Annotated in this window: 14 protein-coding genes and 1 riboswitch; of the genes, 8 read left to right on the top strand and 6 right to left on the bottom strand. The window is 65.8% G+C overall.

What is annotated here, in order from left to right; translation table 11 throughout:
- Window positions 1-55: 55 nt before the first annotated feature.
- The gene (locus G0A00_RS06870) at window positions 56-1582 is read right to left on the bottom strand and encodes an MORN repeat-containing protein (protein WP_164179954.1); all 1527 of its coding nucleotides are present in this window, start codon (window positions 1580-1582) and stop codon (window positions 56-58) included.
- 180 nt (window positions 1583-1762) lie between these two features.
- Between G0A00_RS06870 and G0A00_RS06865 the strand changes: the two genes are divergently transcribed.
- Window positions 1763-3421, top strand: a complete 1659-nt coding sequence (locus G0A00_RS06865) for an NAD+ synthase (RefSeq protein WP_164179952.1) — start codon at window positions 1763-1765, stop codon at window positions 3419-3421.
- A 28-nt stretch (window positions 3422-3449) separates the two neighbouring features.
- Here G0A00_RS06865 and G0A00_RS06860 read toward each other — a convergent pair whose 3' ends face one another.
- Window positions 3450-3851 carry a metallopeptidase family protein gene (locus G0A00_RS06860; RefSeq protein ID WP_164179950.1) on the bottom strand — a complete coding sequence of 134 codons (402 nt, stop codon included), beginning with the start codon at window positions 3849-3851 and terminating at the stop codon, window positions 3450-3452.
- A 196-nt stretch (window positions 3852-4047) separates the two neighbouring features.
- Between G0A00_RS06860 and G0A00_RS06855 the strand changes: the two genes are divergently transcribed.
- Window positions 4048-4599, top strand: coding sequence for a 2OG-Fe(II) oxygenase (locus G0A00_RS06855; RefSeq protein ID WP_164179948.1), 552 nt, complete (start codon window positions 4048-4050; stop codon window positions 4597-4599).
- A 27-nt stretch (window positions 4600-4626) separates the two neighbouring features.
- Here G0A00_RS06855 and G0A00_RS06850 read toward each other — a convergent pair whose 3' ends face one another.
- On the bottom strand, window positions 4627-5571 hold the full coding sequence (locus tag G0A00_RS06850) for an MBL fold metallo-hydrolase (RefSeq protein WP_164179946.1): 945 nt from the start codon (window positions 5569-5571) through the stop codon (window positions 4627-4629).
- Window positions 5572-5752: 181 nt separating this feature from the next.
- Here G0A00_RS06850 and G0A00_RS06845 point away from each other — a divergent pair, with 181 nt between their 5' ends.
- Window positions 5753-5962 carry a hypothetical protein gene (locus G0A00_RS06845; protein ID WP_164179944.1) on the top strand — a complete coding sequence of 70 codons (210 nt, stop codon included), beginning with the start codon at window positions 5753-5755 and terminating at the stop codon, window positions 5960-5962.
- Between the two features lie 11 nt (window positions 5963-5973).
- Window positions 5974-6969 carry a hypothetical protein gene (locus tag G0A00_RS06840; protein WP_164179943.1) on the top strand — a complete coding sequence of 332 codons (996 nt, stop codon included), beginning with the start codon at window positions 5974-5976 and terminating at the stop codon, window positions 6967-6969.
- A gap of 78 nt (window positions 6970-7047) precedes the next feature.
- Here G0A00_RS06840 and G0A00_RS06835 read toward each other — a convergent pair whose 3' ends face one another.
- Window positions 7048-7995 carry a 1-phosphofructokinase family hexose kinase gene (locus G0A00_RS06835; protein ID WP_066103632.1) on the bottom strand — a complete coding sequence of 316 codons (948 nt, stop codon included), beginning with the start codon at window positions 7993-7995 and terminating at the stop codon, window positions 7048-7050.
- A gap of 100 nt (window positions 7996-8095) precedes the next feature.
- Here G0A00_RS06835 and gltX point away from each other — a divergent pair, with 100 nt between their 5' ends.
- Window positions 8096-9430, top strand: coding sequence for a glutamate--tRNA ligase (gene gltX / locus G0A00_RS06830; protein WP_164179941.1), 1335 nt, complete (start codon window positions 8096-8098; stop codon window positions 9428-9430).
- Window positions 9431-9574: 144 nt separating this feature from the next.
- Here the strand turns inward: gltX and G0A00_RS06825 are convergent, their stop codons facing one another.
- Window positions 9575-10804 (bottom strand): DUF2254 domain-containing protein, encoded by a 1230-nt coding sequence (locus G0A00_RS06825; protein ID WP_164179939.1) that lies wholly within the window; start codon window positions 10802-10804, stop codon window positions 9575-9577.
- Window positions 10801-11367, bottom strand: coding sequence for a gamma-glutamylcyclotransferase family protein (locus G0A00_RS06820; protein WP_164179937.1), 567 nt, complete (start codon window positions 11365-11367; stop codon window positions 10801-10803). Before G0A00_RS06820 ends, G0A00_RS06825 begins: the two co-directional genes overlap by 4 nt.
- Window positions 11368-11465: 98 nt before the next feature.
- On the opposite strand from G0A00_RS06820, the gene G0A00_RS06815 reads away from it, so the two are divergent.
- The 3 genes from G0A00_RS06815 to gcvH all read left to right on the top strand — a co-directional run bounded on the left by G0A00_RS06815 (window position 11466) and on the right by gcvH (window position 13705).
- Window positions 11466-11948 carry an Rrf2 family transcriptional regulator gene (locus tag G0A00_RS06815; RefSeq protein ID WP_066103625.1) on the top strand — a complete coding sequence of 161 codons (483 nt, stop codon included), beginning with the start codon at window positions 11466-11468 and terminating at the stop codon, window positions 11946-11948.
- A gap of 15 nt (window positions 11949-11963) precedes the next feature.
- A riboswitch (glycine riboswitch) is annotated at window positions 11964-12050 on the top strand.
- A 148-nt stretch (window positions 12051-12198) separates the two neighbouring features.
- Window positions 12199-13326, top strand: a complete 1128-nt coding sequence (gene gcvT, locus G0A00_RS06810; RefSeq protein ID WP_164179935.1) for a glycine cleavage system aminomethyltransferase GcvT — start codon at window positions 12199-12201, stop codon at window positions 13324-13326.
- Between the two features lie 19 nt (window positions 13327-13345).
- The gene (gcvH, locus tag G0A00_RS06805) at window positions 13346-13705 is read left to right on the top strand and encodes a glycine cleavage system protein GcvH (RefSeq protein ID WP_066103621.1); all 360 of its coding nucleotides are present in this window, start codon (window positions 13346-13348) and stop codon (window positions 13703-13705) included.
- The last annotated feature ends 102 nt before the right edge of the window (window positions 13706-13807 follow it).

Below are 13807 nucleotides of genomic sequence, written 5' to 3'. Positions count from 1 at the left end.
TGTGATCTCCCTTGCTTGACGCAGGGAAAACACGCGGGAGCGCGAGGATGTTCCCTTAGTCGGTCGCGGGCTCGGCAGTGGACTCTTCGGTGGGCTCTTCGGCTGCCGCCTCCGGTGCCTCGTCGGCGGCACCTTCGTCCGGTGCCGCATCCGCTGGCGTCTCGCTGTCCTGCACCGGAGTGTCGGTGGTCAGCACGCCATTGACCCAGTCGCCGGTGCTCTGCTCGCCGGTGGCATAGCGCATGGTGCCCTCGCCCTGCCGTTTGCCGCCCGCGAAATGCCCCTCGTAGACATCGCCATTGGCATAGGTCGCGACGCCCTCGCCCTCGATCTCGCCATCGACCCACGCACCCTCGTAGCTAAAGCCGTCGGGCATGGTGATCTTGCCCTGCCCGTGGCGCTGGCCATCGCGGAAGGCACCGGTGTAAACCGTGCCGTCGGGATAGGTGGCCGTGCCTTCGCCATGGCGCTGACCGTCCTGCCAGTCGCCCTCGTAGCGGTAACCGTCGGGGTAGGTCATCACGCCCGTGCCGTCGTTCCGGGCGTTCTTGAAGCTGCCCTCATAGACCAGCCCGTTGGCGTAGCGCGCGACGCCCGCGCCTTCGATCACCCCGTCGACCCAGTCGCCCTCATAGGTCGAGCCGTCGGGATAGGTGATCTTGCCCCGGCCATTGGCGAGATCGCCGAGGAAGGCGCCCTCATAGATCGAACCGTCGGGATAGGTGACCTTGCCCTGCCCTTCGATCTGGCCCGAAACCCAGTCGCCCTCGTAGCGGTAGCCATCCTCGCCGATGAAGGTGCCGGTGCCCTGCCGCTGGTCGTTGTCGAACTGGCCCTCGTAGATGTCGCCATTGGCATAGGTCACCTTGCCCTGCCCTTCGCGGCGGCCGTCCACGAGCTCGCCCTCGTAGATGTCGCCATTGGGCTGGGTGAGCTTGCCGACGCCGTCGATCTGACCCTCGCGCCACGTGCCCTCGTAGATCAGCCCGTCGGGCATGGTCAGCTTGCCCTGACCGTCGCGCAACCCATTGGCCACGCGGCCCTCGTAGACCGAGCCGTCGGGATAGGCGATCTCGGCATTGCCTTGTTTGACGCCGTTCACCCAATCGCCCTCGTAGCGATAGCCGTTGGGGCCGGTCATCACGCCGCGCCCATGGTGCAGCGCATTGCGGAAAGAGCCTTCGTAGCGCATGCCGTTGGCATATTGCATGACGCCTTTGCCGGTGATCTTGCCGTCGAGCCAAGACCCCTCGTAGGTGCCGCCATCGGCAAAGACGATGCGGCCAATGCCCTCGGGCTTGCCCTTGGCGAATTGCCCTTCATAGACCGACCCATTGGGGAAGCGCGCGACGCCCTCGCCGCGAATTTCGCCCTCGACCCAAGCGCCGGTGTACTCATAGCCGTTGGGCATGCGGTAAGTGCCCGTGCCGTGCTGCAGACCGCCCTGGAAGGTGCCCTCATAGACCCCGCCGTCGTCATATTGCTTGGTCTGCACCTCGCCATCCTCGACCTGCGCGAGCGCGGGATATGTCAGCGCGCCGATGGCCGCCGCCGTGAGGATGGTTCTGCCTGAAAGCTTCATGCGAAATCCCTGCCGGACCTTTGCCGGATGCCTGTTGTTTTCCGCCGAAAATCGGCCCCTCTGCCGCCGCGAAACTAAACAACACCCCCTTGGCTGACAATCTCTTTTGCCCTCAGCTTCTTCCCCTCGGGCGTGGTTCTGCTATGTGGGCACGCGGATGTGACCGAAAGGATGGGGCTCATGGCCGACCGTTTCCGCCTGACCATCGCGCAGCTGAACCCGACCGTGGGCGATCTTGCAGGCAATGCCGCCAAGGCAAAGGACGCCTGGGAGAAGGGCCGCGACGCCGGGGCCCAGCTTGTTGCCCTGCCCGAGATGTTCATCGCTGGCTACAACGCGCAGGATCTGCCGAAGAAACACGCCTTCACGCTGGACTGCATGGAGGCGGCGAAGACGCTGGCCGAGGCCTGCGCCGACGGGCCCGCGCTGGCGATCGGCTGCCCGTGGATCGAAGGCACCGAGCTTTACAACGCCTATCTCATCTGCCGCGGCGGGCGGATCGTCACCCATGTGTTCAAGCACCACCTGCCGAACTATGGCGTCTTCGACGAGGTGCGGGTCTTTGACAGCGGCGCCATCGGCGGCCCCTACGCGGTGGGCAACGTGCGCATCGGCTCGCCGATCTGCGAGGACGCATGGTATGAGGATGTGGCCGAGACCCACGCCGAGACCGGGGCCGAGTTCCTGCTGGTGCCCAACGGCTCGCCCTACCGCCGCAACAAGCACGAGACCCGGCTCAACAAGATGGTCGCCCGCGTGGTCGAGACCGGCCTGCCGCTGATCTACCTCAATATGGTGGGCGGTCAGGACGACCAGATCTTCGACGGCGGCTCCTTTGTGCTGAACCCCGGCGGACAGGCGGCACTGCAACTGCCGGTCTTCGAGGAAGAGATCGCGCAGGTCGATTTGGTGCGCACCCCCGAGGGATGGCGCGCCGAGGACGGGCGCTTTGTGCAGCACCCGGACGACATGGAGCAGGATTACCACGCCATGGTGCTCAGCTTGCGCGACTATTGCCGCAAGACCGGCTTCGGCAAAGTGCTGCTGGGCATGTCGGGCGGCATCGACTCGGCGCTGGTGGCGACCATCGCCACCGATGCGCTCGGGGCCGAGAACGTGCGCTGCGTGATGCTGCCGTCGGAATACACCTCCGAGCATTCGCTGGAGGATGCCAAGGCCTGCGCCACCAACCTTGGCTGCCACTATGATTTCGTGCCGATCGCCGAAGGGCGCGAGGCGATCACCAACACGCTGGCGCCGCTCTTTGCCGGGCGCGATGCCGATCTCACCGAAGAGAACATCCAGTCGCGCCTGCGCGGGCTGCTGCTGATGGCGCTGAGCAACAAGTTCGGAGAGATGCTGCTGACCACCGGCAACAAGTCCGAGGTCGCGGTGGGCTATGCCACGATCTACGGCGACATGGCGGGCGGCTACAATCCGATCAAGGATCTCTACAAGACCCGCGTCTTCGCCATCTGCCGCTGGCGCAACGAGAACCAGCGCCCGTGGATGAACGGCCCCGACGGCGAGGTGATCCCCGAGCGGATCATCACCAAGCCGCCCTCGGCCGAGCTGCGCGAGGACCAGAAGGACAGCGACAGCCTGCCCGACTACCCGGTGCTGGACGGTATTCTGGAGATTCTCGTGGACCGCGATGGCTCGATCGCCGATTGCGTCGCGGCGGGCTATGACCGCGCCGATGCCAAGAAGGTCGAGCATCTGCTCTACATCTCGGAATACAAACGCTTCCAAGCCGCTCCGGGCGCGCGCCTGTCGCAAAAGGCCTTCTGGCTCGACCGGCGCTATCCCATCGCCAACCGCTGGCGCGACAACGGCTGAGGCAAGGCGCGGGCCATCTGGCCCGCCGCTACTCCCACCAACGGTCGATGCTGGCGATATCGTCGTCGGACCAGCCGAAATGGTGGGCGAACTCATGCACCGTCACATGGGCGATCAGCGCATCCAGTTCGACATCGCCCCGGTCGCGCCATTCCTGCAGGATCGGCTCGCGGAACAGCCAGACGGTATCGGGATAGGGCGAGGGCCAGCTGCTCGACTTTTCGGTCATCGGCACACCCTCGTAGAGCCCGGTAAGATCGAGCGGATCGTCGATCTGCATCTCTTGCAGAATGTCCTCGGGTGGCCAGTCCTCGACCTGCAGCACCACCTCGGCGGCGGCGGCGCGGAACGGCTCGGGCAGAGCGTCGACCGCGGCGCGGGCCATGGTCTCGAAAGCGGCAAGATCGGGCGCAGTATCGGATGCTGTCATGCAGGGGATATGGCCCCGCGTCGGCGGCGGGAAAAGACCCAAACGGCCCGATCTGGAAGGCGCGCGCAAAACAGCGGGCCGTAGAGCGGGGCCGTGACGCAAAGACAGGTCGTTTTCCGACCTCCACGTCGCATTTGGCGCAGATCCCCCATCTTATCCGCCCTAAAGGCGCGCTTCCGCATTCAGGAGCGCGCGCATGATCACCGTCCACAGCATTCCGCAGGCTTTTTCCGAAGCCGACTGCAGCCGCCTCATCGAGATCTCGCGCAATGCCGAGGCCTCGGACGCGCGCCTTGTGGGCCAGCAGCGCGCGCACAATATGCGCCGCGCCGATCTGGTGTGGCTCGACGATGTGGAAGACACCGGCTGGGTCATGGATCGGATCATCGAACTGGTGCGTGACGCCAACCGATCCGCCTATGACTTCGCGCTGGATGCCTTCGACGAAAGCGCGCAGGTCGCGCGCTATGGTGCCGAGCGTGAAGGGCATTTCGACTGGCATTCGGACATCGGCGAGGGGCGCCTCGCCTCGCGCCGCAAGCTGACCATGGTGGTGCAGCTTTCCGACGAGGGCGCCTATGAAGGCGGCGCGCTGGAACTGATGCCCTCGAACCATGTGGTTGCGGCAAAGAAAGAGCGCGGCACCGCCACGCTCTTTCCGTCCTATATGCTGCACCGGGTCACGCCGGTGACCGGCGGCGAGCGCCATTCGCTGACCATCTGGGCGCATGGGCCAGCCTTCCGCTGACCCATCCCCAACCTAAGGCCCGCGGCCTCAGGTCATCAGCAGTTGGTAGCTGTGCGGCATGTAGCGAAAGCCGTCGCCCTCGGCCTCGACATAGCCCACCGCCGGGAATGGCATGTGGTAGCCGATGAAGGGCGTCTTATCCTCGGCCAGCGTGCCGAAGATCTTGCGCCGCGAACTGGCGGCCAGTTCCTTGTCCATATCAAAGCGCACTTCCCAATCGGGCTTGCCCACCGACCAGACGTAGTGGTTCGCCAGATCGGCGGTCAGCATCAGCTTCTGGCCGCCACTTTCGAGCATGAAGCACATATGCCCCGGCGTATGCCCGGGCGCGAGAACCGAGGTGATGCCCGGCGCCACTTCCTCGCCATTGCCGAGGAAGCTGAACTGATCCTCCAGCGGGCGCACCTTGCTTTCAAAGGTGTCGTTGCCCGCCTCGGTCCAATGGTTCCACTCCTCCTGCCCGGTCAGCAGCGCGGCATTGGCGAAGGTCGGCGTGCCGCCGTCCGAAAGCCCGCCGATATGGTCGCCATGCATGTGGGTGATCACCACATGGGTCACGTCCTCAGGCGCATAGCCCGCCGCTTCGACCGCAGCGGTGATGCCCGCAGGATCGAGCCCGGTGTCGAACAGGATCACCGCGCTGCCGGTGTTGACCAGCGTCGGGGTGAAGAAGAACTGCGCCTTATCGGTGGGAATATGCGCGGCCTTCGAGACCTCGGCGAATTCCTCGTCGCTGGCGTTGAGGCCGAAGGTGCCCTTCGGCTCGGGCACGGTGCGTGTGCCCGCCATCATTGCGGTCACCTCGAAATCGCCCAGCGGCACCCGGTAGGTGCGCGGCACCTGCGGGCCCTGCGCGGGCTGCGCGGCGGCGGGGCGGGCACCGGCTCCGGTCAGCCCTGTGGCGAGCGGCAGCGCCGCGGCGGCGGTCAGTGCATTGCGGCGTGTCATCTTGTTCTTTTCCATGTTCGTCATCCTCTCCTGCTTTGGCCTTCGCCCAAGGGTATGCGAATGGCGGATTCTCCCGTGCGAAAGGGTAGCGCGCGCAGCGCAAGAGGCCACATCCGGGCCCGCCACAGCTCATCACAACCGCGTTTTGCAAACCGTTAAGAAGAATCGCCGTAGCCCCGTTTTCGCAACGAAGATGGAGCCAAAGATGATCCCCGACGCATCCAACCCCTGCTGGCGCCGCGTGCTCAGCTCCGAAGCCGAGCTGTCGGGCGCGGTGCTGGCGACCAAGATCCTCGTCACCCGGCTGCGCCGCGAGGTGAAGGCCAGCCCGGCGCAGATGTCCGGCAAGATCGCCGAACTGCGGGGTTATTTCGAAAAGAACGCCTTTGCGGCGAAGGATATCGCCCTCTTCTGAAAGGACGCGCGATGAAGAACCAGATGATGACCCCCGAGCAGGCCGCCGCAAGGATCGACGCAGGCGCGACGCTGGTGATCGCGGGCGACGAGGAGGTGCTGACCAAGCTGCCCCGCGGGCGCTGGATCGGCGGCACCACGGTCTATTTCATGACCGAGACCGGCGGCCATGTGGACCGCGAGAATGTCTTTGTCACCGAGCTGGAGGCCGCAGAGGACGCCCGCGCCGTGCTTTATGAAGGCGAGGACCTGCCGAGCCTGACCATGGGCCGTTTCGACAACGGGCTGTCGGTGATCCTGATCCCCGCTTTCAGCAAGGCGCATGAAGCCTATGCCATCCACGGCGCGGAATATCCCGGCCTCTTCGATCAGCCGGTCATGGGCTGGATCACCGGGGTGCATCTTGATGAGCTTGCCAGCGCCACGCCGAAGGTGATCGACGGCGCCACCGGCCGCGTGCACCAAGAGGGCGCGCTGGTGCTCCACGTGAAACTCTCCGCCAGACGAAGTGCGAATGTCGAGATCCTCAATCTCTTCACCCAAGACGACAGCGGCCCCGAGATCACCTTCCCCGCCACCGGCTTTGCCGCCGAAACCGCGCGGATCGACGGTAAGGAGGTGGATTTCGCCAAATGGGTCGAGGCGCAGGGCATCGACACCCGGCTGCCGCTGGTGGCCAATTACGCGGGCGCCCTCGTCAATGTCTCGTTCCAGTCGGTCGGACCCGAAGGCGTGGCCTTCTACGCGCCGGTGATCGAAGGGGTCAATTACCGGCTTGCCGCAAGCCCCGGCGACTATGCCACCGTCTTCGCCCATCAGGCGCAGGGCGACGGCGCGCAGGAGCTTTCGTGCAATTGCATCCTCAATTTCCTCTTCGGTGAGCTTCAGGACAAGCGCACCGGCAGTTTCACTGGTCCCGTCACCTTTGGCGAGATCGCCTATGTCCTGCTCAACCAGACCATGGTGCGGCTGCAGTTGCACGAGCAGGACCAAGCCGCGGTCGCCTGAAAGGCCGCGCCTCTCCGGCACCCCCGGTCATCTCTCTCTGGCCGGGGGTTTTCTTAGTTTACAGGGCTTCTGGCGGGCTCAGAGCGCACTGGCGCCACATTGATCCAGCAGGTCGTGGATCATCGCGCGGGTCGACAGGCTCGTGCCCGGCGTGGTGACCGTAGCGCTGGCCGCCGCCGCCCCGAGCGCCAGCGCTTCGGGCGCGCTCAGGCCAGAGGAAATGCCGAAAGCGTAGGCGCCGACGAAACTGTCGCCCGCCCCCACCGCCGAGAGCACCGAAACCTTGGCCGCGCTGACCTGCCAGAGCCCATCGGGCCCGGCCATCACCGAGCCATCGGCCCCGCGCGCAAGGATCACCCGCTCCGCCGCCCCGCGCGCCACCAGTTCCGCGGCAAACCCCGCGGAATCGGCACGGGTCATCAAAGGCCGCCCAGCCAGTTCTTCGGCCTCCAGACTGTCCATCCGCAGCACCGCCGGTGCCGGATCAGTGCCCCGCGCCAGCGCTTCGAGCACCGGCCCAGACGTGTCGACGATGACATAAGCGCCGCGGCCCTTCAGCGCCCGGCACAGCTCGGTCGGGAAATCATCGGGCACCCCCGGCGGCTGGCTGCCGCTGAGCACGACGATCCCGCCCTGCGGCACGGTGCTCGAGATGGCATCAAGCGCGTCCATCACGTCGCCCGCGCTCCAGACCGGGCCGGGCATGACGAAGCGGTATTGCGCGCCGGTCTGACGGTCATGCACGGCAAAGCTTTCCCGCGTCTCACCGGGGGCTTTCATCCGCACCATCGGCAGGCCCAGTTCGGCCAGCGCCGCCTCCAGCCGCATTCCGGTCGGGCCGGAGAGGGCGACGAAGGCCCGCGCCGGGCCACCCAGTTCGGCCGCGAGCCGCGCGACGTTGATGCCGCCGCCACCGGGGTCGATCGCGGGCGCATCGCAGCGCAGCTTCGGACCCGCCTCGACACGGTCGGCAGTGGTCGAAAGATCGAGCGCAGGATTGAGCGTGACGGTCAGAATATCTCTCATAGGGCGGAGAATACACGGGATGCCCGCTCCGCCAAGGGCCGGTGAACTGGACAAACGCCCGCGCTTGTGAAATTGCCACCCGCGTATGCAGGAGGCTAGCATGACCACCACCCGTTTCGCACCGTCGCCCACCGGTCACATCCATGTGGGCAACCTCCGCACCGCGCTGTTCAACTACCTGATCGCGCGCAAAGCCGGCGGCACCTTCATTCTGCGCATCGATGACACCGATGCCGAGCGCAGCAAGGAAGAGTACGTCGACGGCATCAAGCGCGATCTCGAATGGCTCGGTCTGCACTGGGACAAGACGGAGCGACAGAGCGCGCGGCTGGACCGCTACCACGCCGCCGCGGACGAACTGCGCGAGATGGGCCGCTTCTACGAGGCCTTCGAAACCCCGACCGAGCTGGACCTCAAGCGCAAGAAGCTGCTCAACATGGGCAAGCCGCCGGTCTACGACCGCGCCGCGCTGGATCTGTCCGAGTCCGAGAGGGACGCGCTGCGCGCAGAGCGTGGCAACGGCGTGTGGCGCTTCAAGCTGATCCAGGAACGGATCGACTGGAATGACGGCATCCTCGGCGACATCTCAATCGACGCCGCCTCGGTGTCGGACCCGGTGCTGATCCGCGGCGACGGGCAGATCCTCTATACGCTGGCCTCGGTGGTCGACGACATGGACATGGGCGTCACCAATATCGTGCGCGGCTCGGACCACGTCACCAACACCGCGACGCAGATCCAGATCATCGAGGCGCTCGGCGGCACCGCCCCCGGTTTCGCGCACCACTCGCTGCTCACCGGTCCACAGGGCGAGTCGCTGTCCAAGCGTCTTGGCGTGCTGTCGATCCGCGATCTGCGCGAAGCGGGCGTCGAGCCCGAGGCGCTGCTGTCGCTGATGGCCCGTCTGGGATCGAGCCAGCCGGTGGAACTGCGCACCTCGCTGGACGAGATCGCCGAAGGCTTCGAGCTGAGCCAGTTCGGCTCGGCCCCGACGAAGTTCGACGAGCATGACCTTTACCCGCTGACCGCGCGCAAGCTGCACCAGCTGCCACTGCAGGATGTGGCCGAAGAGCTGACCGCGATCGGCGTGCCCGCCGAGAAGCAAGAGCTGTTCTGGGGCGTCGCCCGCGACAACATCACCACCCGCAAGGATATCCCCGGATGGTGGGCGCTGTTCCGCGACGGTGCCGAGCCGCTGATCGCCGAAGAGGACCGCGACTTCATCGCCGAGGCGATGGCGCTGCTGCCCGAGGGGCCCTACACACGCGACACGTGGGGCGAATGGACCAAGACGGTGAAAGAGGCGACGGGCCGCAAGGGCAAGGGGCTCTTCATGCCGCTGCGCAAGGCCCTCACCGGTCTCGAGCGCGGGCCGGAGATGGCCGACGTGCTGCCGCTGCTGGAGAAGATCCCGGCGAAAGATCTGGCGAAGTAAGCGCCGCTCCATCGAAATACAAAAAGGCGGGCCCTCGGGTCCGCCTTTTCTCTTTTTACGCCTAGCCTCACCAGTCGCAGCGGGGCAGCGTCTGCCCATCCCACGGGCAGGCGCTCGCCCTACGGCTTCGCGTTTGATTTCGGGCTAAACGTCCTCCCGCTTTCCCGCCAGCCACGCCTTGTCGGCGTCTACGGTGAAGGCGGCCTCGGCATGGGCGAAGGCGTAGGCGCGGGTGTCTTCGGCGGCGGCGGCCAGCGCGGGCCAGTCGGCGCGGCGCAGCACATTCATCGCGGTCAGCACGCAGCCGATCACCTCGGGCCGGGCCGCGCCGTCGCGGATCAGCGGGTAGAACCCGTCTTCCACCAGATGCGCCGGGTTGAGCGGCGCCATCTGCACATGCGGAAACTCTGGCGGTCCCTCCTCCGGTCGCCCGAGCCCGAACAGCATCCGCTCGAGCCGCTGCACCACGTCGATCGCCGTGCCCGGATCGTTGACCGCAGGCGACAGCGCGCGCAGCGCGATCTCGTTCATCACCATGACGCCATAGCGGGCGTCCTGCTCCATGGTGCGCTCTTCGCCGAGGGTGAAACACTCGCAGATCTCCTCGGCCTCCACATGCCCGCCGGAGATTTGGCCCAGTGGCATCCCCGGCACGAGATGTGCGCCCGGATGGGCGGTGACGCGAAAGATGGCCTCGCGCTCGGAGAGCTTTTCCTCCAGCGCCTCAAGATTGATGTATTGCACGTAGCCCGCCTTGGTCGCGGGCACTTCGCGGGCGTCCGACGGCAGCGCGTGATCGGGACGGGCCGCACCCAGCGAGGGGCGGCTCATTGCGCGTTCAAGTGGCGGCAAGGCGCTGTTTTCGACCCGCTGCAGCGTGTGATCCATGCTGCCCATCACGCTCAGATGGCCGATCCAGCGCAGCATGGCGACGATCACCGTGACGATGCTGCCGATGGTCAGGAAAAAGATCACCACCGCCGAGGCCTCGGAATAGAAGCCCGCGTTGAACAGCACCAGAGAGGTTAGCGAAAAGAGGAAGGTTCCGGTGAAAGCCGCAAGAGCGGTCTGCGCCGTGCTGTCCTCGAGGTGCAGCCGGTAGGCGCGCGGCGTCGCCTGACTGGCCGCCGACTGGAAGGCCTGCACCATGACCGACAGCGAAAACGTGGTCACAGTCAGCATGGTGGTGGCGAGGATCTGCAGGATCGGCGTCACCGCATCGGCTCCGAAGCGATCCTGCCAGTCCTCGGGGATCAGCGGCTGCAACACTGGCGCCAGCGCCACCGCGACCAGCGCCAGAAGCGCCCCGAAGAGCACCCGCACCCCAAGCCGCTTCGACAGCCGGTAGAGCAGCAGCAGCCAGCGCGGGGTCATCGGCTGAACACCTGCGCCCCGACATCACGCAGCGCCGCATCGACAAAGCCGCGCTCGGCGTCGCTGAGGCTCTGCGCGCGCGGGTAAAGCGGTGCGGCGCGGTCGTTCAGGAACGGCACCCGCCAGTCGCCGGTGCTGGCCAGAAAGCGCTCGGCGCCCTCTTTGCCAAACTCACCAAGATAGCCCTGCAGCACCACGTCGAGATAGCTCAGCAGCACCGGGTGATCGGTGTCGGGCGGCAGGCGGTCCGCCTCGGGCACCACGTAGATCGCCAGCTCTTCGACGGTGGGAGCCTCATGCCGCACATCGGCGCGGGCATCGGTGCGGTCATAATCGGCTTCGCGCTGGTCGAGGACGGCCCAGCCCTCGCCGGTGACCGGTGCAATCAGCCCTTCGATCTCGGATCCCGCATCGCGCGAGACGGTCAGCAGCGAGACCGGACGGCCCGGCACCCGCGCCCAGACCCGGCGCCATCCTTTGGCAACGGCCTTGTGCGCGGGATCGAAAGCGTGGGTCCTGCGGTTGACCAGCGAGCCGTAGCCGAAAAAGAATGATGTGCTCATTTCTCGTCTTTTCTTTCTTCAAATTGATGTGAGTCAATCCGCGCTTTTCCCCGGCCCTGTATTTAACCCGGCAATCATTCAAAGCGAGGGCTTTTCCCGTGCGTGTGACCAAGAGAACGAATATTGCAATCCGTGTCCTGATGCACTGCGCGGCAAATTCTGGCCGCCTTGTGACCAAATCTGAGATTGCAAAGTGCTGCAATGCCTCGGAAAATCACCTCGCGCAGGTGATCAACCAACTGGCGCAACTGGGGTATCTCAGCACCCATCGCGGCCGCAACGGCGGGCTCGAACTGGCCCGGCCTGCCTCGGAGATCCAGATCGGCGACGTGTTCCGCACACTCGAATCGCCGGTGCCGCTGGCCGAATGCTTTGCCGACGCCGACAACACTTGCCCGCTGACCGAGGCCTGCCGCCTGCGCATCGCGCTCACCGAGGCCGCAAACGCCTTCTATGCCACGCTCGATCCGATCACGCTGGATGCGCTGGTGTGCGACAATGCTCCGCTGATCGACATTCTGGTGCCGGGCAAGGCCTGTTCGGTGCCGCGCACCGCAGGCGCGCTTGCGGCCACTGCGTAACTGTCGTAATCTCCCGCCACCGTGATGGGAGAACCGGCCTTGCCGGTGCCGAAGGAGCAACCGCCCCCGGAAACTCTCAGGCCAAAGGACCTTCACGGCAGAAAGACTCTGGAGAGAGGCGCCCCGGCGCCCGCCGAAGGGATAACGATCTCAGGCGAAAGGACAGAGGGGGCATTTCGAGCGCGGAGAAGATCCGTGCGGGAAATGCCCGGGGCCTTGCGCCTGTCCGGGCCGAAGGGATCGGGAGCGCATGGACGAGCTGAAACGCACGCCACTACATGATTTGCACGTCGAACTGGACGCCAAGATGGTGCCCTTCGCCGGTTACGAGATGCCGGTGCAATACAAGCTCGGCGTTCTCAAGGAACATCTCCACACGCGCGACAAGGCCGGGCTGTTCGACGTCAGCCATATGGGTCAGGTGATCCTGTCGGGCGCCGATGTAGAGAGCATCGCTCTTGGCCTCGAGACGCTGGTGCCGGTGAATATCGCCGGGCTGAAGGAAGGCCGCCAGCGCTATGGCTTCTTCACCAATGAAGACGGCGGGATCGAAGACGATCTGATGATCGCCAATCGCGGCGATCACCTCTTCGTCGTGGTCAACGCCGCCTGCAAGACCGAGGATATGGCGCGGATGCGCGCGGGCCTCGAGCCCAAGGGCATCACCGCCAAGCTGCTCGGCGACCGCGCGCTGCTGGCGCTGCAGGGCCCGGCTGCCGAGGCGGCGCTAGCCACGCTGAACCCGGCGGTGCGCGAGATGCGCTTCATGGATGTGGCGACGGTCGAGCTTTGCGGCGCCGAGTGCTGGATTTCGCGCTCGGGCTACACCGGCGAGGATGGCTACGAGATCTCTGTGCCCGAGGAGAAGGCCGAGGAGCTCGCCCGCGCACTGCTGGCGCATGAGGATGTGGAGCCCATCGGCCTTGGCGCGCGCGACTCGCTGCGTCTCGAAGCCGGGCTGTGCCTTTACGGCCATGACATCGACAGCACCACCACCCCCGCCGAGGCGGCTCTGCCCTGGGCGATCCAGAAGATCCGCCGCACCGGCGGCGATCGCGCGGGCGGCTTCCCCGGTGCCGAGAAAATCCTATCCGAGCTGGAAAACGGCGCGCCCCGCGCCCGCGTGGGCCTGCGCCCCGAGGGCCGCGCGCCGATGCGCGAAGGGGTGGAGATTTATGCAGATGAGACCGGCGGCACCCCGATCGGCCACGTCACCTCGGGCGGTTTTGGCCCCAGCGTCGGCGCACCGGTCGCCATGGGCTACGTGGGGATTGACCACGCCGCCCCCGGCACCAAGCTATTCGGCGAGGTGCGCGGCAAGCGCCTCGCCGTCGAAGTGGCCGAGATGCCCTTCGTGACCCAGACCTACAAACGCTGAGACAGACAGGGACAGCACGATGAAATTTACCGAAGAGCACGAATGGCTCCGCGTCGAGGGCGATGTTGTCGTCGTCGGCATCACCGCGCATGCAGCCGAACAGCTGGGCGATGTGGTGTTCGTGGAACTGCCCGACGAGGGCACCACGGTGAGCAAGGATGACGAAGTGGTGGTGATCGAGTCGGTTAAGGCCGCCTCCGACATCCTCGCCCCGCTCGATGGCGAGATCGTCGAGGTGAACGCGCCGCTGGCCGATGAGCCGTCGAAGGTCAACGACGATCCCGAGGGCGAAGCCTGGTTCTTCAAGATGAAGATCGAGGACCTCTCGGCGCTCGACGACTTCATGGATGAAGCCGCCTACAAGAACTTCATCGGCTGATCCCCTGCCCGGCGCCGCGCCTGCGGCACTGCCGGGCGGATGCGAATTTGAAGAACAATGAAAGGGGCAGGGCCGCGCCTTGCCCCCTCTTCCCTGCTGAAC

Origin of the sequence: Salipiger sp. PrR002 (genome assembly GCF_010500775.1) — a bacterium.
Lineage (GTDB): Bacteria > Pseudomonadota > Alphaproteobacteria > Rhodobacterales > Rhodobacteraceae > Salipiger.
The sequence above is the reverse complement of the archived record's forward strand: the minus strand, read 5'-3'. Positions and strand labels throughout refer to the sequence as shown.